The organism is Rhizobium sp. 01N447_2, from assembly GCF_056399245.1.
Map to the genome: position 1 here is coordinate 33303 of NZ_JBFTQY010000032.1, position 18708 is coordinate 52010.

General features: G+C 59.2%; 18 protein-coding genes and 1 pseudogene. 12 read left to right on the forward strand and 7 right to left on the reverse strand.

The annotated features are described in order from the left end of the window. Positions 1-153: 153 nt before the first annotated feature. The 3 genes and pseudogenes from AC1ECN_RS21295 to AC1ECN_RS21305 all read left to right on the forward strand — a co-directional run. Positions 154-507: pseudogene (locus AC1ECN_RS21295) on the forward strand (IS5 family transposase); the annotation flags it as partial. 615 nt (positions 508-1122) lie between these two features. Next, positions 1123-1926, forward strand: coding sequence for an SDR family NAD(P)-dependent oxidoreductase (locus AC1ECN_RS21300; protein ID WP_130673048.1), 804 nt, complete (start codon positions 1123-1125; stop codon positions 1924-1926). A gap of 19 nt (positions 1927-1945) precedes the next feature. Continuing rightward, positions 1946-3340, forward strand: coding sequence for an FAD-dependent oxidoreductase (locus tag AC1ECN_RS21305; RefSeq protein ID WP_130673047.1), 1395 nt, complete (start codon positions 1946-1948; stop codon positions 3338-3340). Between the two features lie 42 nt (positions 3341-3382). Here AC1ECN_RS21305 and AC1ECN_RS21310 read toward each other — a convergent pair whose 3' ends face one another. From AC1ECN_RS21310 to AC1ECN_RS21320, 3 genes are read right to left on the reverse strand one after another with little or no spacing between them, the layout of a single operon-like run. Further along, positions 3383-3718: a hypothetical protein gene (locus AC1ECN_RS21310; protein WP_130673046.1), complete on the reverse strand. Its 336-nt coding sequence runs from the start codon at positions 3716-3718 to the stop codon at positions 3383-3385. After that, positions 3718-4584, reverse strand: coding sequence for a DUF6772 family protein (locus tag AC1ECN_RS21315; protein ID WP_025395786.1), 867 nt, complete (start codon positions 4582-4584; stop codon positions 3718-3720). Before AC1ECN_RS21315 ends, AC1ECN_RS21310 begins: the two co-directional genes overlap by 1 nt. Positions 4585-4642: 58 nt before the next feature. Further along, positions 4643-5788 carry a mandelate racemase/muconate lactonizing enzyme family protein gene (locus AC1ECN_RS21320; protein ID WP_130673045.1) on the reverse strand — a complete coding sequence of 382 codons (1146 nt, stop codon included), beginning with the start codon at positions 5786-5788 and terminating at the stop codon, positions 4643-4645. A gap of 160 nt (positions 5789-5948) precedes the next feature. Between AC1ECN_RS21320 and AC1ECN_RS21325 the strand changes: the two genes are divergently transcribed. From AC1ECN_RS21325 to AC1ECN_RS21350, 6 genes are all read left to right on the forward strand, one after another. Then, positions 5949-6707: a FadR/GntR family transcriptional regulator gene (locus AC1ECN_RS21325; protein ID WP_477954029.1), complete on the forward strand. Its 759-nt coding sequence runs from the start codon at positions 5949-5951 to the stop codon at positions 6705-6707. Then, the gene (locus AC1ECN_RS21330; protein WP_130662131.1) at positions 6704-7495 is read left to right on the forward strand and encodes an SDR family NAD(P)-dependent oxidoreductase; all 792 of its coding nucleotides are present in this window, start codon (positions 6704-6706) and stop codon (positions 7493-7495) included. The genes AC1ECN_RS21325 and AC1ECN_RS21330 overlap by 4 nt, the downstream gene beginning before the upstream one ends. A gap of 132 nt (positions 7496-7627) precedes the next feature. After that, a complete protein-coding gene (locus AC1ECN_RS21335; protein WP_024319321.1) occupies positions 7628-8875 on the forward strand; it encodes an ABC transporter substrate-binding protein in 1248 nt (415 codons plus the stop codon). Between the two features lie 11 nt (positions 8876-8886). Beyond that, on the forward strand, positions 8887-9810 hold the full coding sequence (locus AC1ECN_RS21340) for a carbohydrate ABC transporter permease (protein ID WP_130662130.1): 924 nt from the start codon (positions 8887-8889) through the stop codon (positions 9808-9810). Beyond that, the gene (locus AC1ECN_RS21345; protein WP_011653282.1) at positions 9807-10649 is read left to right on the forward strand and encodes a carbohydrate ABC transporter permease; all 843 of its coding nucleotides are present in this window, start codon (positions 9807-9809) and stop codon (positions 10647-10649) included. The genes AC1ECN_RS21340 and AC1ECN_RS21345 overlap by 4 nt, the downstream gene beginning before the upstream one ends. A 13-nt stretch (positions 10650-10662) precedes the next feature. Then, positions 10663-11712 (forward strand): ABC transporter ATP-binding protein, encoded by a 1050-nt coding sequence (locus AC1ECN_RS21350; protein WP_130673044.1) that lies wholly within the window; start codon positions 10663-10665, stop codon positions 11710-11712. A gap of 60 nt (positions 11713-11772) precedes the next feature. On the opposite strand, the gene AC1ECN_RS21355 is transcribed toward AC1ECN_RS21350, so the two are convergent. Then, positions 11773-12771, reverse strand: coding sequence for an ABC transporter permease (locus AC1ECN_RS21355; RefSeq protein WP_018486235.1), 999 nt, complete (start codon positions 12769-12771; stop codon positions 11773-11775). A 40-nt stretch (positions 12772-12811) separates the two neighbouring features. After that, entirely contained in the window at positions 12812-13552 is a 741-nt protein-coding gene (locus AC1ECN_RS21360) for an ATP-binding cassette domain-containing protein (protein ID WP_024319323.1), read from the reverse strand. A 259-nt stretch (positions 13553-13811) separates the two neighbouring features. On the opposite strand from AC1ECN_RS21360, the gene AC1ECN_RS21365 reads away from it, so the two are divergent. The 3 genes from AC1ECN_RS21365 (at position 13812) to AC1ECN_RS21375 (ending at position 16804) form a co-directional block, all read left to right on the forward strand. After that, a complete protein-coding gene (locus tag AC1ECN_RS21365; protein ID WP_130662128.1) occupies positions 13812-14792 on the forward strand; it encodes an NAD-dependent epimerase/dehydratase family protein in 981 nt (326 codons plus the stop codon). A gap of 48 nt (positions 14793-14840) precedes the next feature. Further along, entirely contained in the window at positions 14841-15827 is a 987-nt protein-coding gene (locus AC1ECN_RS21370) for a substrate-binding domain-containing protein (RefSeq protein ID WP_130662127.1), read from the forward strand. A gap of 194 nt (positions 15828-16021) precedes the next feature. Then, on the forward strand, positions 16022-16804 hold the full coding sequence (locus AC1ECN_RS21375) for a FadR/GntR family transcriptional regulator (protein ID WP_130662126.1): 783 nt from the start codon (positions 16022-16024) through the stop codon (positions 16802-16804). 320 nt (positions 16805-17124) lie between these two features. On the opposite strand, the gene AC1ECN_RS21380 is transcribed toward AC1ECN_RS21375, so the two are convergent. Continuing rightward, entirely contained in the window at positions 17125-17925 is an 801-nt protein-coding gene (locus tag AC1ECN_RS21380) for an SDR family NAD(P)-dependent oxidoreductase (protein WP_018485524.1), read from the reverse strand. Next, the gene (locus AC1ECN_RS21385; RefSeq protein ID WP_130662125.1) at positions 17922-18707 is read right to left on the reverse strand and encodes a hypothetical protein; all 786 of its coding nucleotides are present in this window, start codon (positions 18705-18707) and stop codon (positions 17922-17924) included. The genes AC1ECN_RS21380 and AC1ECN_RS21385 overlap by 4 nt, the downstream gene beginning before the upstream one ends. Between the last annotated feature and the right edge of the window lies 1 nt (position 18708).

Genomic DNA, 18708 nt, shown 5'->3' on the forward strand with positions numbered 1-18708 from the left:
TAACGACAAGCGCATAGCACATGATGTTGTAAGCGCAATTGCTGAGCAACGGTCCGCGAGCGAGCCAATGGTTGCATACGGGCCCAATCATATCAGCTGGATCGCCACAGAGTTTCTGACAACTTTCGCGGGTTCTGCCGATGACCGCTTCTGCTTGGTCTTCCGGTCCGCCTGATCGCCAGTCCCGGCCAGCGCCACGACATCGCGTTGGCCGAGGATCTCATCGACGGCATCAATGCCGATGCAGCCATTGCCGACAAGGGATATGACGCAGACTATCTCGTCGACAAGATCACCGGAGCCGGAACCCAAGTCGTCATCCCGCCCAAGTGCAATAGGAAAATCCTGCGCTCTTACAACGTCGATCTTTACAAGGAGCGCAACAAGATCGAACGCATCTTCAACAAGCTTAAGCAGTTCCGACGCGTCGCAACCAGATACGACAAGCTCCTCGCCAACTTCATGGGCTTTGTAAAACTCGCCGCAATCGCCATCTGGCTCAAATAGTTAAATCGTCACTACGACCTAGTATCGATTGAAACTTTTTGCATCGGAATTACGCCGCCAATTTCGGTACATAGCGTTCGACTAATCGCAGGAATCGGGTGTTGCTAGCCCCCGCAACCAAATTCCTCTCTAAAGATCAGCACCTATCTTTTTATCGCTGGCGGAAAAGCTTCGCTTTCCCTGGCGATGTTAGCTCCTCGTTCGCAGAGCTCACCATAACCTGAAGGGTGAGAGGTCGATCGGGCCCCGCCCGATAAAACAGTCCAGTGGACTGTTTTAAGACCCGAACGGGGCAAAGCCGGCCCCCGCAACCAAACATTCCCAAATACACATACTTAAAAGCCCCGGACCGCAAAAACGGCCGGGGCTTTGCTGCTTTTGCCAAATGACGTGGCCATGCGAGATTTAACGTTGGGAACCGCTGCAGCAAACTCAGCCACGTTCCGGCAACTGTCGTGAAACATGCCCGATCGGTCCTCGGCGCCTTTCCTGGTCGGGATACTGTTTCCAGACAGCGTATCGCCACACATTGCGCTTTACAACTATATAACATAGTTGCTACGTTTCTAGCAATAGCGAGGCGGGCCTGCTGACCGGTTGTTTGGGCTGCCGTTAATGAAGGAAGCTGCGACGATGTCTGGGGCCTATGCTACTTTTTCCGACGATAGTTTTGCAGGCCGAACCGTCCTTATCACGGGCGCAGCGAGTGGAATGGGTCTTGAAACTGCAAGGGCGTTTGCCAGCAAGGGCGCGGAAGTCGTCATGGCCGACTGTGATGAGGCGGGGCTGAAGCGCTACGGTGCGGAACTGTGTAATGGCGGCGCGGTTGTTCACACGGTGACGGTGGATGTCAGCAATCAGGAAAGCATCGATAAGGCCTTCGACTATTGCGACGCCAATCTGGCGCGTCTCGATAACGTCGTGACATGTGCGGCGATCATCACAGCCAAGCGTATATTCGAGCAGGATCGGGCGCATTGGCACCGCGTGCTCGATGTCAATCTGCTCGGCACCTTCTTCGTCGTGCAGGGCGCAGTCAAGCGCATGCTCGACAACCCCGATGGCGGCAACATCGTCTGTATCGCCTCGGATGCCGGCGTGCATGGCGGCGGCGGCCTGATTGCCGATACCGCCTATGCGGCATCGAAAGCCGGGACCCTGTCGATGGTCAAGTCGGTGGCGCGCGAACTTGCGGGCAAGAAGATCCGCATCAACGCGCTGAATCCCGGGCCGACGGATTCCCCGATGCACTCGCATATCGATCAGTCGCTGAAGGACCGCATCGCCGGTAATCTGCCGATGCGGCGCATGGGGCGGCCGGAGGACATGGCGGCGGCAATCATGTTCCTGTGCTCGGATGCAGCCAGCTTTACCTACGGTGCCGCGCTCGATGTCGATGGCGGATCGATGTTCCGCTAGACGGGGAGGGGATAAACGCATGCAGCAGACAGCCCGCCGTTACGCCTATTCGGCTGATATTCCCGAACTCGATGATGTCGATGTGCTCGTCATCGGGGGCGGACCATCGGGATTATCGGCTGCGGTCGCGGCGGCACGTCTTGGCGTGCGGGTACGCCTCGTGGAGCGCTACGGCTTCCTCGGCGGCAACCTCACGGCGGGCCTCGTCGGCCCCTGCATGACCTCCTATTCGCTCGATGGCAGCCAGCAACTGATCCGCGGCATCTACGAAGAATTCGTTCAGCGGATGATGGCGCTTGGCGGCGCGCTGCATCCGAGTACGATCCCGGCAGGTTCGGCCTATTGCGGCTTCATCGTCTACGGCCACGACAAGGTGACGCCTTTCGAGCCTGAGGCGGCGAAGGTCGCGGCGCAGCGCATGTGCATCGAGGCGGGAGTGGAATTGTTGCTGCACACCATGGTCGTCGATGCGATCGTCGACGATCATGATGCGGACAATCCCCAGGTGCTCGGGGTTGTTTGCGCCGGCAAGGGCGGGCTGAGGAGCATTCGTGCCAAGGTCGTCGTCGACTGCTCGGCCGATGGCGATGTCGCCCATTATGCCGGAGTCCATACCCGCCAGGGGCGGGAAAGCGACGGCCTTTCCCAGCCGCAGACACTGTTCTTCCGCGTGCAGAACGTCGATGACCAGGTGGTGGAGGATTACATCCGCGCGCATCCGCAGGATTTTCGGCCCTTCGCCTCGATCGTCGCCAAGGCGACGGCAGAGGGCCGCTTTCCCGTGCCTCGCCGCGGCATCGGTCTCTACAAGACCATGGAACCCGGCGTCTGGCGCATCAATACCGGCCGCGTCTTGCGCCGCAATGGGGCTGACGCCCTTGAGCTCTCGCTTGCCGAGGTTGAAGGCCGCGAGCAGACCGTGGCGCTGCTCGATTTCTTCCGCAACAACCTGCCCGGCTTCGAGCAGGTGGAACCGCGGGACACGGCAACCCAGATCGGCGTGCGGGAAACGCGACGGATCGATGGCGCCTACGAACTGACACTGCAGGATCTGCATTCCGGCCGCGCCTTCGACGATGTCGTGGCGTTGTGCGGCTATCCGCTCGATATTCACGACCCCACAGGCTCGGGCGGTGGGACCGGTGGCGCGGGGCTTGATGCGGCCAATATCTACCAGATACCTTACCGGGTCATGCTGCCGCGCGCTCATGAGGGCCTGCTGGTGTCCGGCCGCGCCGTTTCGGCGACGCATGAGGCGCTCAGCGCCATTCGTGTCATGCCGCCCTGTTTTGCGCTCGGTCAGGCAGCTGGTGTTGCCGCGGCGCTTTCGGTCGGTAACAGGGCCAGCCCGCGGCATGTCGACTACGCGGATTTGCGCAGGGAACTTCTGGCCCAGGGCGCCTATCTTGGCTGACGGAAGGAGAAAGCGCGGAAGTTATTCCCGCGTTTTCTCAAATCAAGCCTTCAGATGAAGGGTCACCAGCACGGTGCATTCAGCGCCATCGGCAAAGCGGGTTGCAACGCGCAGCCAATTGCCGAAGGCGTTGAGCCGGGCCACGGCAACGCCGTCCTGTTCGCCCGGCATGGCGAATTCCGTTCCTTCTCGAACCCAGTGCATGCCGTCAGGCGAGATCTCCACCCAGCCCTTGGGTGCAGCGCCGATGGGAGGCTTCAATGCCCGAATAAAGAACACGGCTTCATGCGCCCAGCCGGCCTCATAGGGTTCGCTCGCGGCGTCACCGCTCCAGCGCTCATTGCGGGTTATCACCGCCGTGATGTTTTCGGGAAGCATCAAAAATCCCCTGAAATGCAGATGGAATCGACGTAGAGAAAGGCACGCTTGGCGACATCCGTCTCGGCGAACAGGCAGAAGTTCAGCATGCACCAGAGGTTTTTCATCGCCGGAATCCGGATCGACTCGAAGCCGGATACGTCGAAATTCCGGTCGTTGCACTGCAAGCCGGTCGCCTTCATGGAGGCGAGGTCGAAATCGAAGCGCATATAGCTCCAGTTCACCTTCGTCGGGATCTCGTTGTAGCAGAGCCGTTGTTCACCATCCGGCAAGTCCAGCCAGCCTTCGGGCGCCAGGTGATAGTGGCTTACGGTCTTGTCTTCCCGGCCGATGGCGGTGAAGGACGTGGTCTCACGTTTGTACTGCCATTTCTGCAGGTGCTTGCCGTCGAGTGCATTGAGAAAGCGCAGATGTGGCATAACTCGCTCGCCGTCTCCGTCCCGATCGCCGCATTGCAGGTCGAACAGGAAGCCGATCGATCGCACGTCGGTTTCCGATAGTTTCAGTTCCGTCGCCTCCGGCTTGAACGTGAAGAAAATCTCGAAGCGGATCGGCCCGCGCTTGCGGAAGGTATGGCGCTTGATTGCAACGTTCTGGGCACCCGGTTTTGCCTTTGTGGCGATCTTGAGCGCATAGGACGAATCCATGCCGCCGTGGGAGCCTGCATCCCAATGCCCGAGAGTTGAGAGCATGGCGCTCGAGTGCTGGGCAAAACCGGGCAGCATGACGTCGAGTGTGTCCTCGTAATTGCCGACCAACTGTGACCAGCCGCAATGCCCGCGCGAAAAATCGTCAAACGACAGGATGCGCGGCAGAGGATCGAAACGGCTGAGCGCCGGATCTGCGCGAAGCATGGCGAGCCTCATGGCTTCCATTATGTCGGCTGTGGAAGAGGGGGCTGATGTCGTCATTATGGTGTTGACCTCACTGTACGCGGAGCCGTTTGACGGCGTCCCAATCGATTTCGATGCCGAGACCCGGCCGTGTCGGCACGTCGAGCTGGCCATTCTTCTGGCGCAGGCAGCCGGGCGCCAGATCGGCCAGGTCGCGCTTGAAGGGGCTAAGATCGCATTCGCATTCCATCACCCGGAAATTCGGAAGGGCGGCGGCCAGATGCGCGCTGGCCGTCTCGCAGATAATGCCGGACATGCCGATATGCGGGGCGTAGCCCACATCATGGAGAGCGGCATAGTCGGCCATGCGCCGTGTTTCGGATATGCCGCCGGCACGGGCGACATCTGGCTGCAGGATGGAAAGGGTGCGGTTGGCGACAAGACGCTGCGCCTGATCGGCGGTAAAGTTGCTCTCTCCGGCTGCGAGCGGCACGTCGCAGCGTTTGCGAAGTTCTTCGTAGCCTTGCTCGTTTTCCGGCGCCAACGGCTCCTCGAACCAGAAGTAGCCGTTGGCCGAAAGTGCCCTGCCGACCTCGATCGCCTGGTCCAGATCATAGGCCCAGTTGGCGTCGACACAGAGTTCGATATCGTCGCCGGCGCGTTTGCGCAGCCGTTCGATGCGCCGGCAGGCTTCCCTGACGGGATTGGCCATCTTGACTTTGATGCGCGGGAATCCTTCGCCGATATAGCGCTCCAGTTCCCGATCTGCCTCAGCATCGTCGACCCAGTTTACGGCGGCGGCATAGACGTCGATCGTTTCCCGGCCGATGCCGCCAAGCAGCTTGGCGATCGGCATACCCGCGGCCTTGCCCATGATGTCCCACAGCGCAATGTCGACGCCGGCGATCGCCTCGATCAGCATGCCGCCGGCGCGGCCTGACAGCGAGCGCCGCATGGATTGCCAGAGCGCGCCGATGTTGCGTGCGTCCTGTCCGATCAGCCGTGGCTCTAAAGAGGTTTCGATCAGTTCCGCATAGGCCTTGGGCGAAAACCGGGCCAGAACCTCACCGACGCCGACGATGCCGGCATCTGTGCGCACCTCGACGAGAACCATCGAGACCTTGTGATAGGTGCCCCAGGACGTGACGGTCGGTTTGGGCAGCGTCTGGCTGAGCGGATGGGCGACGACATCTGAAATGAGGATCGCCTGTCCGGTCGAACGTTGCACGGAATCCATCGGCTCTTTCGTTCCCAATGTTTTGCTTGTTGCTCCGGGTTTTGCTCGCTGCTTTGGGGCGTGTCTGTTATTCCTAGCTAGATGTTGGCGACTTGGCAACTGATAAACCTAGTTGCTAAGTTGGAAACTGCATGTTAGCTTTGTGAATATGAGGACCGAGATGAGCGAAATTCCCGAAAGGAAACCCGTTTTCACCGCCAAGCCGCCGAACCCTTCGCGGTTGGCGGATGGGGTGTCTGATGCGATTGCCGCCGCACTCTTTGATGGGCGCATCTCGCCTGGCGAGYCGTTGCCGCCCGAAGGGGAGATCGCCAGGGAGTTCGGCGTCTCGAAGCCGATCGCCCGCGAGGCGCTTCGCCAACTGACGGCAGCCGGGCTGATCTTCACCCAACAAGGCAAGGTTGCCCGCGCCAAGGCGCTGAGCGGCGAATCGATGGACAAAATCTACGGCTACGCGGTCCGCTCCAGTCTCAAGCGGCTGCGCGAAGCCAATGAAATGCGCCGCGTCGTCGAGACGGGAATTGCCCGGCTCGCCGCCGAACGTCGTGATCCGGAAGGTCTGGATATCATGCGGCAGGGCTTGGAGGGCATGCTTGCTTCTGTGCAGGAGCCGTCCGGCTTTACCGCCGCCGACATCCTGTTTCACCTTGGCCTTGCCGTGACGACGGGTAATTACATGATCCGCGTGCACATGGAGAGCATGCGTTCCGTGCAGCGCGAAGTGTCGGAATTGTTTTCACGTCGCGCCAATCGCAGCGACGCTGACTGGCGGGCAACGATTGACCGGCATAAGGCGATCTACGACGCAATTGCGGTTGGTGATGCCGACCTCGCCGAGAAAAAAATTCGGGAGCATTTCGAAGCTGCCGACATTGCCTCGCTCGAGGTGGCCGACAAGTTGAAAGATGCCGAGCAATGAGCGCCGCGCGCTTCTCACTGAAAGGCCGACGGGTGCTGGTAACCGGCGCCAGTTCCGGCATCGGCCGGGCTGTTGCGCTTGGCCTTGCGGAGCATGGAGCGGAACTGATCCTGCATCATTTCGGTAATGAGACGGGCGCGCGTGAGGTGGCCCGGGCGACCGGCGGCACAGCGCCGGTACTGGAAGCAGACTTCACCGACGGGCGTGCGACGCAGGCTTTTGCCGATGAAGTGCTCAAAACACACGGCCCGATCGATATCCTCATTGCCAATGCCGCCATCGAACATCGGCGGCCCTGGCAGGAATTTGATGAGGCGCATGTCAGCGCCCATGTGGCATCGAATTTCTCGGCGCTGCTGATGCTGACAGCAAAGCTGGTTCCACCGATGGCCGAGCGGGGTTGGGGCAGGGTCGTCGCCACAGGCAGTATCATGGCGGTGCGGCCGCGGGCGGAAACGGTTGTTTATGCGTCGCTCAAGGCGGCGCAGTTGACCGCGATCAGGTCGATTGCGCGCGAAACCGGCCATCGCGGCGTCACGCTGAATGTGGTTTCGCCGGGTGCGATCGAGATCGAAGCCAATGCCGCGCGCTACGGCGACCCGGCGTTCCGCAAAGCGGTTGCCGCCAAGATCCCTATGGGCAGGCCGGGCCAGCCGCAGGACCTGGTGGGGGCGTTTGTTTTTTTGTGCAGCGATGCTGCCAGCTACATTACGGGTGCAAATATCCCGGTCGACGGAGGATGGTCGATCGGAGACGCGCCCGGGAGCCTTCCGCACGCTGCCGGGTGAGCGGCCTGCGGCAAGGTTTTCGAGATCATGCGGCGGAACCAACCGCCGCAGCCTACCGCCAAACTCCGGGCGAATGCCGCTTGCATTCATTCGGCGAAGGCTGCTTGCCCACGACCAAAAAGGGAGGAAACCATGAAGGCCGTATTAGCAGGTATCGCAGCATCCGCGTTGACATTGTGCATATCGACGTCTGCCGTCTTCGCGACGGATCTCCGCATGACGGTCTGGACCGGGAGCGAGGCTCATCTGAAGATGCTGAATGGCATTGCGGAGAGCTTCAAAGCCACGCATCCCGACGTGAACGTGAAGTTCGAGACCGTGCCAGTCAACGACTACACGCAGAAACTGACCTTCCAGATCGCCGGCGGCAATGCTCCCGACATAGGCTGGATGATGGAAGATGCCGCTCCGGCTTTCGAAAATGCCAATCTTCTGATTGACCTCGGCCCGACGCTCAAGGCGGCGGAAGGCTATGATTTCGACGATTTCTCGAAGCCGGCCATGGGCCTCTGGCAGAAGGACGAAACAGTCTACGGCATTCCGTTCTCCACCTCGCCTTTCATGATCTACTACAACAAGGACATGTTCGACAAAGCGGGACTCGAAGATCCGCTGACGCTCGCCGCCAAGGGCGAATGGAACATGGACAAGTTCCAGGAAGTCTCCAAGAAGCTCGCGCAAGCCAATCCCGGCAAATGGGGCTTCGAGTTCAAGGATGGCGAAGGCTATGCCTCTCGCATGACCCATGCCCTTCTGCCGCCAATCCGCGCCTATGGTGGCGATATCTGGTCGAACAAGGAATGCGGCTTCGACAAGCCCGAGGCAGTCAAGGCGGTCAAGCAGCTGCATGACATGGTCTTCAAGGACAAGTCCATCGTTCCGCCGGGCGAACAAGGAGACTATTTCTCCGGCAATTCGGCGATGACGGTCAACCAGATTTCCCGTGCTTCGAAGATGGCGGAAGCCGGCTTCAAGTGGGGCATCGCACCGTTGCCCACCGGCCCAGGCGGTGAGTCACCCGTTATCGGCCAGGCCGGTCTTGTTGTGTTCGCCCAAGGCAAGAATACGGAAATCGCCGCAGAATTCGTGGCGCATATGACCAACAAGGAAAACGTCGCCACCATGGCGCAGTTCTTCCCGCCCGCCCGCAAGAGCGTTCTGCAGGCCGATGCATTCATCAACGGCAACAAGCTCGTGCCGCCCGAGATGATGAAGAATGTGGCTGCCGCTATAGAAAAGGGCCGGGTGGTCTCGGCTAACGAAAAAGCGCCACAGATCCTTGCCGCCATGGCGCCTCGTGTCGATGCTCTGTGGAAGCCGGATGCCGATGTCGATGCCGCCATCAAGGGCATCTGCGCAGCAATCCAGCCGCTGCTTTGATCAGAACGAAGATGGCCGATACCGTTCATAACTCCGTTCGAACCGGCCAAAAGACCTGGCTGACGTTGAAGGTGAGAGAGATGACGGAGGCGTGGCTGTTCGTCAGCCCCACCTTCATCGGGTTCCTCATCTTCTTCCTCGGTCCGCTCTGCGCAGTGGTCTATTATTCAATGACCGAATGGAACCTGCTCAGCCAGCAGGCCACCTTCGTAGGCCTTGCCAATTTTCAGAATGCGCTCCTCGAAAACCCTGACTTTTGGCTTGTGGTACGCAATTCGGTTATTTTCGCGATCGGTCTCGTGCCGCTCAACATGGCGCTCGCGCTCGCCTTGGCGCTTGCCCTTTCCCGGCCGTTCTTTGGCGTCGTATTCTTTCGCACGGTGTTTTTCGCTCCCGTCATCACCTCGGCCATCGCCTGGGCGATCGTCTGGAAATTTCTGCTGCAGGGAGAAGGCGGTTTCATCAACCAGGTGCTGGCGCTGGTCGGGATCACCGGTCCAAACTGGCTGCGTGAACCGAACTGGGCCATGGCGGCGGTCATCGTCACCCGCGTCATCAAGATGGTCGGCCTCAACATGATCCTCTACATTGCGGCGCTGCAGGCGATCCCGCGGGACTATGAAGAGGCAGCGCGCCTGGAGGGTGCCTCACGCCGGCAGATCTTCAGCATGATCACCTGGCCGTTGCTGGCGCCGACCACGCTCGTCATCATGGTCATCACGACGATCGGCTCTTTCAAGGTCTTCGATCACATATATCAGATGACCGGTGGCGGTCCGGAAAACGGCACAATGGTGCTTGCCTTCTACATCTACCAGCAGGGCTTCAAGTTCTTCAATGTCGGCTATGCCTCGGCGCTCGCCATGATCATGTTCGTGATGATCATGGCGCTGACCCTGGTTCAGGTGATGCTGCGGAGAAAGGGATCGGAGTGACCCAGCGCCAAATCCAGATCCTCTACCGCGCCTGCTGGACGATCGCACTGCTGATCGCCGCCATTCCTTTTGTTTTCCCATTCGTTTGGATGGTGTCGGCCGGCTTCAAGAGCGTGACCGAGATATTCGGTGCGCCGACGCTTATTCCGCGCGTCTGGCGCTGGCAGAATTTCGTCGAAGTGTTCACATACCAGCCGTTCGCGCGGCAGTATTTCAACTCGCTTTACATCGCGATCGTCGTGACGGCGCTCACCCTCGTCATCTCGTCCCTGGCCGGCTATGCGCTGGCGCGCATGCGGTTTGCCGGTGCCGGGCTGCTGATGCTTTTTCTGATCTCGGCGCTCATGGTGCCGGAGGAAGTGACGATCATTCCGAACTTCTTCCTGATGCGTTGGTTTGGATTGGTGGATACTCACTGGCCGCTGATTCTGCTGCCCACCTTCGGCCCTCATGGGGTGATGGCAACGTTCCTAATGCGCCAGTATTTCCTGGCCCTCCCCAAGGAGTTGGAAGAAGCCGGCAAGATGGACGGGCTCTCACGCTTCGGCGTTTGGTGGAAGATAGCGCTGCCGATGGCGCGTCCGGCCCTGGCTGCGGTTTCCATCATCACCTTTCTGTTCTCGTGGAACCTGTTCCTGGAGCCGCTGATCTTTCTGAGCTCGCTCGACATGTTCACGCTGCCTTTGGCCTTGTCGAACTTCAACGACAGCTACGGCTTACCGCTGTGGAACCTGCAGCTTGCCGCTACCAGCCTTGCCGTGGTGCCGATCCTGATCGTCTATCTGATCGCCCAGCGGCAGATCATCGAAAGTTTTGCGCTATCAGGCGTGAAGGGATGAGGAATTTTCGTTCATGAGCAGTGTATCGCTTAAAGGCATCGAAAAACGTTTCGGCGCCGTCGAGGTCATCCGCGGCGTCGATCTCAGGATCGATCCGGGCGAGTTCGTCGTATTCGTCGGTCCGTCGGGCTGCGGTAAGTCCACCTTGTTGCGGCTGATTTCGGGGCTGGAATATCTCAGCGGCGGTGAACTTGCGATTGGCGGCCGGGTGGTCAACGAAGTGCCGGCTTCGAAACGCGGCGTGGCCATGGTCTTCCAATCCTATGCCCTCTATCCGCATCTGACCGTCCGCGACAATATGGGTTTCGGGCTGAAGGTCCGCAAAGTCCCGGCACAGGAGCGTCAGAAGCGCGTCGATGAAGCAAGCGCCACGCTGAAGCTCGAAGCATTGCTCGACCGCTACCCCCGCGAGCTTTCCGGCGGTCAGCGGCAGCGCGTCGCGATCGGCCGGGCCATCGTCGGAAATCCTGATGTCTTCCTGTTCGACGAACCGCTGTCGAACCTCGATGCAGAGTTGCGCGTGCACATGCGTTCTGAAATTGCCGCTCTACACAAGCGGCTCTCCACGACGATGATCTATGTAACGCACGACCAGATCGAAGCGATGACGCTCGCTGACAAGATCGTGGTTCTGCGCGACGGCCGCGTCGAGCAGGTCGGCTCCCCCCGGGACCTATACGAGCGGCCGGCAAATACCTTCGTGGCGCAGTTCATCGGAAGCCCAAAAATGAATCTGCTCCCTGCAGATATCGCGCCTTTGCTGACAGGCGCAACGGCAATGGATGCCGCCGCCGAGACCATGGGGATAAGGCCGGAGCATCTGACGGTCGTGGAACCTCGAGACGGGACGCTACGCGGAACCGTCGGGCTTTGTGAATATACCGGGGCGGTAACGCTGCTCCACGTCAAGCTGCCGGACGGGCACGATTGCCTCGTCCTGCACGACGGTCATGACGCGAAGGCGGGAATCCAAATAGGGCTCACCGCCGATGTCTCGAAGGTGCACTTTTTCAAGGGCAACGGGCAGACAACAAAGCGGACTGAACGAGGTCGGACTGCTTGAACGTACGGCCGCTCGTGGGGCGGGCGCGAACCGCAGAAGTCTCTCAAGGGCCGGATTCGTCTACTCGCCCTGTCGTAAGTTGCGAAGTCGGTCGAAAAGGACGGCGAGCACGATTGCCCCGCCGATAAAGCAACCCTGCCAGAATGCGTTGATGCCGAGCAGGCCAAGACTGTTACGAATGACCTCGATGAGTGCGGCGCCGACCAACGCTCCAAAGGCAGTGCCGACGCCGCCGGCCAGATTGGCGCCGCCGATAACCGCGGCGGCAATCACCTGAAGTTCCATCCCGGCGCCGATGTTTGTGGTGACGGCGCCGAGCCAGCCGGTTTGAATGATGCCGGCCACTCCCGCGGACAAGGCAGAAATCATATAGACGATCACCTTGATCCTCGGCACGGGAACACCCGTCAGGGTCGCGGCGTGCTCATTGCCGCCAATCGCAAAAACATAGCGGCCGAACTTGGTCCAGCGCAGCACGAAACCGGTCACGAGTGCCAGCACGACCATATAAAGCACTGGATTGGCGATGCCGAAAACCCAGGCGCCGCCACCCAGCGCCAAGAGCTTGTCGTGATCAGGCCCGAACTGGAAAACAACCGTGTTGTTTGACGCAACCATCGCAAGGCTGCGGGCAATCGACAACATGCCGAGTGTGACGACGAAAGGCGGGAAGCCGAGATAGGCAATCAATACGCCGTTGAAAGCGCCGACCAGAAGAGCCGTACCGATTGAGGCGGCGATGCCGACTTCAATACTGTATCCCGCATGCATGACGACCGCCAGCACCATGCTGCACAGGCAAAGCACGGAGCCAACGGACAAATCGATGCCGCCGGTAATGATGACCAGCGTCATGCCGAGCGCGATAATGGCGACGAAAGTGACGTTGCGGGTGATGTTGTAGATGTTCTTCGCCGTCGCAAAGGAGTCCGTTGCCGTCGATAGAAAAATGCAAGCGAGAATGACTGCAATCAGCACCCAGAATGTCTGGCCGCCCATGATCGTCGCAAGCCAGCTCCGTTGTTTCTGTCCGATCGTTTGGTCAAGTGTAATCGCCATCGTCGACCTTCTTCCTTCCTGTTGCAACGGATAGCATCGATCACACCTGTTCGATGGCGCCGGTGATCAGTCCCGTCACTTCCTCCGGCGAACTTGCCGCAATCTGCTTGTCGGCAACTTTTCTGCCTCGCCGCATCACGATCACGCGGTCGGCGACCGAAAAGACGTCGGGCATGCGGTGGCTGATCAGGACAACGACAATGCCCCGGTCCCGCAATTGGCGGATCAGGTTCAGAACCTCAGCCACCTGGCGCACGGAAATGGCTGCTGTCGGCTCGTCCATCAATACGATTTTGGCTTCAGACAGCATCGTGCGGCCGATCGCCACCGCTTGCCGCTGGCCACCTGACATTTGCTTGACGAGATCGCGCGCCCGCGTTTCGGATTTGAGCTCGCGAAATATCTCGGCGGCGCGCTTGTACATGCTCTTGTGGTCGAGGATGCGAAGAGGCCATACCCCGCGGCGCAATTCTCGGCCGAGGAACACGTTCGCTGCCGCCGTCAGATTGTTGCAAAGCGCCAAATCCTGGTGAACGATCTCAATGCCATGCAGGCGCGCTTCCTTCGGCTGATGAAGCACGAGATCGGCGCCGTCGAGCCGCATGGTTCCATGGCTCGGTCGAAAGTTGCCGGCAATCATCTTCACCAGTGTGGATTTACCAGCGCCGTTGTCGCCCATGAGGCCGACAACCTGCCCCGCTTCGAGCGAAAACGAAACATCGTTGACTGCCTGGATGGCACCGAAATGTTTGGAAATATTGCTGAGCTCAAGTACCGCCACCAGCCTCCGCGCCTCCCAAAACCTGCGGGCCATCCATCGCCCCGAACCCTGCTTGTCTTCGACGCAAGGCTTCGGCGAGTTCGCCTTTCCAATATCCTCCCAGGAAAAACGATTGGGAGCATTTACGCAAAACCCTGCGACAGCGTCAACTCATTGTCCCGGCCATTGACCTTATTGTCGCAAAAATCTGTTTTGTCAGACAAATATCATTTGACGAGAGTGGCGCCCGGATATTAGCTATCAATGGGGGAGAAAGAGCATGCTAATCCTTGTTACCGGTGCGACGGGCAAGGTCGGGCGGCGCTTCATTGCTGGGCTGCTTGACGATCCGAGATTTTCCAAAGCCCGTATTCGTGCGCTTTGTCATAATCGTTTGTACGAGGCGACCGAACGTGTCGACGTTTTCCAAGGCTCGATCGCCGATCGCGATGTCGTGGCAGCGGCGCTGGATGACGTTACCCATGTCGTGCATCTCGCCACATGCAAGGAAACGCCAAGCGACGTCATGGATGTCACGGTCAAAGGTCTCTTTTGGCTGCTCGAGGAGTTCCGTACGAGCGTCACGGCATGCCAGTTCATCCTGATCGGTGGTGATGCGGGTGTGGGACATTTCCACTATCGCCACGACGGCCCGATCACCGAGAACGCCCGCCATTGTGCCTATCCGGGAAGCTATGCGCTCTCCAAAGTCCTGGAAGAGGTCATGCTGGAGCAGTTTGGCATTCAATACGGCCTCAATGGCTGTTGTCTGCGCGCGCCCTGGATCATGGAAAAGGACGATTTCAAGTATTCGCTGTCTTTTGGAGACGATATCTTTGGCGGTCCGGACTGGAAGACGCTCGTTCCCGAAGACGCGGCGCGGCGTTATGCAGCGATGGGTACGGTGCCGCTGCTGCTCGATGCCGACGGGCGTCCGCTGAAACGCAACTTCGTGCATGTCGACGACCTTGTATCGGCAATACTGGCAGCGATCGATAACCCGCGGGCGGAGCGGCAACTCTTCAATATCTGCATGGATCGACCAGTCGACTATGCTGAAGTCGCCGCCTATCTCCTGCGCACGCGCAATCTCGGCTCCATCGACATACCAAGCCGCTTCCACTCCAATTGGATGGACAACAGCAAGGCGAAATACCTGCTGGATTGGCGGCCAAACTACGATCTCGAAATGCTTATCGACTCAGCCTGGCAATACGAGCGTTCGAAGGAGGAGCCTCGCATCGTCTGGTATCCGGGTTGATTTCGTGTGGCGGGCACGCGGTGTCCGTCTGTTTCAAGGGAGGAAACTATGAGGAAGGCATTACTACTTACAGCCGCAGTCTTAGCACTCACCGCCGGGCAGGCCTTGGCCAAGAAGCAACTCGTCATCGTCGTCAAGGGCCTCGACAATCCGTTCTTCGAAGCAATCAATCAAGGTTGCCAGAAATGGAACAAGGAGAACCCCACGGCGGAATACGAGTGCTTCTACACCGGTCCGGCATCGACATCCGATGAAGCCGGCGAAGCGCAGATCGTTCAGGATATGTTGGGCAAGGCAGACACGGCAGCAATCGCAATTTCGCCGTCAAATGCAAAGCTCATCGCCCAGACCCTGAAGACGGCCAATCCAACGGTACCGGTGATGACGCTCGACGCCGATCTTGCCGCCGAGGATGCAGCCTTGCGCAAGACCTATCTTGGCACGGACAATTATCTGATGGGCGCCCGCATCGGGGAGTACATCAAGAAGGCCAAGCCGAAGGGCGGTAAGATCTGCACGATCGAAGGCAATCCGGGCGCAGACAATATTCTACGCCGCGCACAAGGCATGCGCGACACGCTCACTGGCCAGAAGGGCTTGACCGCGCTGAAAGGCGAGGGTGGTTGGACTGAGGTTGCCGGCTGCCCGGTGTTCACCAATGACAACGGTGCCGCGGGTGTTCAGGCAATGACCGATATTCTCGCGGCCAATCCCGACATGGACGCATTCGGCATTATGGGTGGCTGGCCATTGTTCGGTGCGCCGCAACCCTATCGCGACCTGTTCAAGCCAATGGCCGAGAAGATCGCCAGCAACGATTTCGTCATTGGTGCGGCTGACACGATCGGCGACGAGGTTGCTATTGCAAAGGAAGGCCTCGTGACTGCGCTCGTCGGCCAGCGGCCATTCGAGATGGGCTACAAGGCACCGTCGGTGATGATGGATCTGATTGCCGGCAAGCCGGTCGAAGACCCGGTCTTCACCGGGCTCGATGAGTGCACAAAGGATACAGTCGACACCTGCATTCAAAAGTAGCTTCACGGTTTGGCGCACCCGGTTCAAGGGTGCGCCGACTGTCCTCACGAGACGGATCGAGAGATCCGCAGGGCTTGACGCGCCCTGAATTCCGCGCTTTGTGCCGGCGTCAATCGCAGGCGACTTCCTCGTTATTACGATTGTTTTGATCATACGTGCAGACAGTCGAAAGAATGCTGAGGCAGTAGAAATAAATGCCTGACAAAAAATCGGGAAAGCCAACGGCTGCGGTCGAGGTGGAGATGGTTGAGCGCTCGACCACCATAAGGCGCCCAAATTCTCCCCGCATGACTGGGGCGAGTGTTCATGTGTCCTTGGCAGGCGAGATCGGTCTGCGAATCGTGCGCGGCGACTATCCGCCGGGCACAATCCTGCCAAATGAGGCAAAATGGTCGGAAGTCTTTGACGTCAGCCGATCAGCGGTGCGTGAAGCGATCAAGATGTTGATGGCCAAGGGCCTGCTTTCTTCCCGCCCGAAAATCGGCAGTTGGGTCGAACCCAAGGAACGTTGGAACCTGCTGGATCGAGATGTCTTGGGCTGGTATGCCGCATCTCCTGATCGCGAATCCTTTCTGAGGGCCGTGCAAGAACTCAGGCATATGATCGAGCCGGAAGCGACTGCGCTTGCTGCGGAGCGCCGAACTGACGAGCAAATGAAYGCGATCAGTCAGGCCCTGAATGACATGGATCAGGCGACATCGCTCCAGCAGCGAACAGAATCAGATGCGCGATTTCACATCGCGATCTTGCGTGCCTCGGGAAATGATCTGTTGGTGCCGCTCGGCGTCTTGATCGAATCGGCGCTGAACCACCTCTTCGCCCATGTCACGCGGGAGGAAGACAACCTGCGATATGCGCTGAAACTTCATGAAAATATTGAGAAAAGCATTCGATTGCAGCGACCGAACATGGCGCGTAACGCAGTCCGCAAGGCGCTGGCAAATACCGACGACATCATCGCCCGGTGGTCACGATAGACGGTTGTATCCTGTCGGGCTAGTTTCCTGAGGCCAGTCTTTCCTCGAGATCGTTCCGCACCTCGGCAAGATAGTGCCGGGTCATCAGATCGAGAACTTCTTGGGGGGCCACGATGCTGGCGATGAGGCCACGCACCTGCAACGCCCCCGGCCGATGGCGGGTGTCTCGCCGATCACGCGTTTCTCGACAAGTTGGAGGACGATCGGAATGGGCATCCGTTGTGCAGCCTCTTCGTCCGTTGCGGGCTCGGAATCGGCTTGCACCATGCCGGAGACCGGCTATGGCAACATACCTGGAGGTTATTTCCTGAGCCGCAAGGTTATGGATCTTTGCTTCTGCGCTGCAGGCGACCGATCAGGGGGAGGATAGCTGCGGTCGGCAAGAATGCGACAAGAGTAAGCAACTTGGCTGAAATGCCGGGCACAACGCGGCGACGGCCGGAGTTGAAACCGCTCCAGGCCCGCTCTGCGACATATTCAGCGTCCAGCTTGGGCAATATCTTGAAGAGAGCCGCCCGGTTCGCGCCGGCCTTTTCGAGGAATTCGGTGGACACCGGTCCGGGCGCGACACATGTCACCGTAACGCCAAAGCGGCGCACTTCCTGATGGAGCGCGTCCGAAAAAGAGTGCACGAAACCCTTGCTTGCGTAGTACAACGCCATATACGGCCCGGGAAACAAACCGGCTATGGAGCCGAGATTGATCACGCCGCCGCGTCCGCGCGCAAGCATTCCGGGCAGGAAGCGAAGGGTCAAATCCGTCAGGGCGCGTATATTGAGATCGACGATTCCAAGCTGATCGTTGAGGGGGAGTAATGTTGCTGCGCCTCTGAGGCCATACCCGGCACTGTTGACCAGCACGCCACAGACCAAATCATTGGCGGTCAGAAAAGCCTCGAGACGCTCGGACGCGTCGGCTGCAAGCAGATCCAGCTCCAGCGTGAAGGCCTCACCGCCGGCCTGCTGTACGTCGGCTGCCGCAGCGGTGAGGCCTTCAGGCGAGCGTGCGATGAGCACGACGACGTTGCGGTCGCGTGCGGCAACCTTTGCGATTGCTCGTCCAATGCCGCGGGAACCGCCAACCACGACGACAGCCGAACGGAACTCGTCGTGTGGGGTCACTTCGATGTTCCTACCGACGGTATGATGGTCGTGGCTGCCCTCTGGACGAGGCTTTTTACTTCGTCGGTGACTTCGCCGTTCAAGATCCTTTCGAATCGTTCCAATGCCCGTGCCACATTCGCTCCATCCATAACCCTGTGGTCGTAGTGAATGCGGACAGTAACCGATCCATCCTCGCCGATCGGGCCGTAGTTGAAAAGTGTGGTCAGCGGACTGAGAGGGTTGAGAGACTCTGCTCCGAGACCCGAATAGACTGACAGTTGGAAGGTGCCGAAATAGCGCGCTCGCTTCCGTCCTATATTGAGTCCGAGCCACATGAGCAGCCACCTCACAGGGGCAGGTGCGCGAGCAAGCTTCAGAGAGCGCCGAAACTCCTTGATCTCCAGAACCGGAAGTGACCTCGCCGCACGGATCAGCGTCTCCAGCTCAGTGATTGAGCGTTGCTCGGGACCTTTGATGGTGCTCAGCAGAACGACCCGCTCTCCGTCATGCTCGCGCTCATGGGCAATGGAGGCCACGCTGGCCGGATATTCATAGAGCTGTGGCCACGGAAACTTGATATAAGCACGCCGCAATTCAGGAATTTCTTGAGAGAGCAGAGCGTATCCCTTCAAGAAAAGCACTGTCCAGGACGGCCGGGCATCCGCTCCGTCTCTTGCATCCAGGAGGGGCCGAAGGTTCATTTGCCGCTGGACCGTTACACGCGGCACCCCGATCGAGAATCTCATCAGATCTCCGACAAGGCGTCGCGATGCCGAGAGCTTGATCGTTCGGCCTCTCATC

What these genes read in the sequence shown, in the direction of transcription:
- AC1ECN_RS21300 (WP_130673048.1), top strand. Translation starts at nt 1,123, where the DNA reads ATGAAGGAAGCTGCGACGATGTCTGGGGCCTATGCTACTTTTTCCGAC.
- AC1ECN_RS21305 (WP_130673047.1), top strand. Translation starts at nt 1,946, where the DNA reads ATGCAGCAGACAGCCCGCCGTTACGCCTATTCGGCTGATATTCCCGAA.
- AC1ECN_RS21310 (WP_130673046.1), bottom strand. Translation starts at nt 3,718, where the DNA reads ATGCTTCCCGAAAACATCACGGCGGTGATAACCCGCAATGAGCGCTGG.
- AC1ECN_RS21315 (WP_025395786.1), bottom strand. Translation starts at nt 4,584, where the DNA reads ATGAGGCTCGCCATGCTTCGCGCAGATCCGGCGCTCAGCCGTTTCGAT.
- AC1ECN_RS21320 (WP_130673045.1), bottom strand. Translation starts at nt 5,788, where the DNA reads ATGGATTCCGTGCAACGTTCGACCGGACAGGCGATCCTCATTTCAGAT.
- AC1ECN_RS21330 (WP_130662131.1), top strand. Translation starts at nt 6,704, where the DNA reads ATGAGCGCCGCGCGCTTCTCACTGAAAGGCCGACGGGTGCTGGTAACC.
- AC1ECN_RS21335 (WP_024319321.1), top strand. Translation starts at nt 7,628, where the DNA reads ATGAAGGCCGTATTAGCAGGTATCGCAGCATCCGCGTTGACATTGTGC.
- AC1ECN_RS21340 (WP_130662130.1), top strand. Translation starts at nt 8,887, where the DNA reads ATGGCCGATACCGTTCATAACTCCGTTCGAACCGGCCAAAAGACCTGG.
- AC1ECN_RS21350 (WP_130673044.1), top strand. Translation starts at nt 10,663, where the DNA reads ATGAGCAGTGTATCGCTTAAAGGCATCGAAAAACGTTTCGGCGCCGTC.
- AC1ECN_RS21355 (WP_018486235.1), bottom strand. Translation starts at nt 12,771, where the DNA reads ATGGCGATTACACTTGACCAAACGATCGGACAGAAACAACGGAGCTGG.
- AC1ECN_RS21365 (WP_130662128.1), top strand. Translation starts at nt 13,812, where the DNA reads ATGCTAATCCTTGTTACCGGTGCGACGGGCAAGGTCGGGCGGCGCTTC.
- AC1ECN_RS21370 (WP_130662127.1), top strand. Translation starts at nt 14,841, where the DNA reads ATGAGGAAGGCATTACTACTTACAGCCGCAGTCTTAGCACTCACCGCC.
- AC1ECN_RS21385 (WP_130662125.1), bottom strand. Translation starts at nt 18,707, where the DNA reads ATGAGAGGCCGAACGATCAAGCTCTCGGCATCGCGACGCCTTGTCGGA.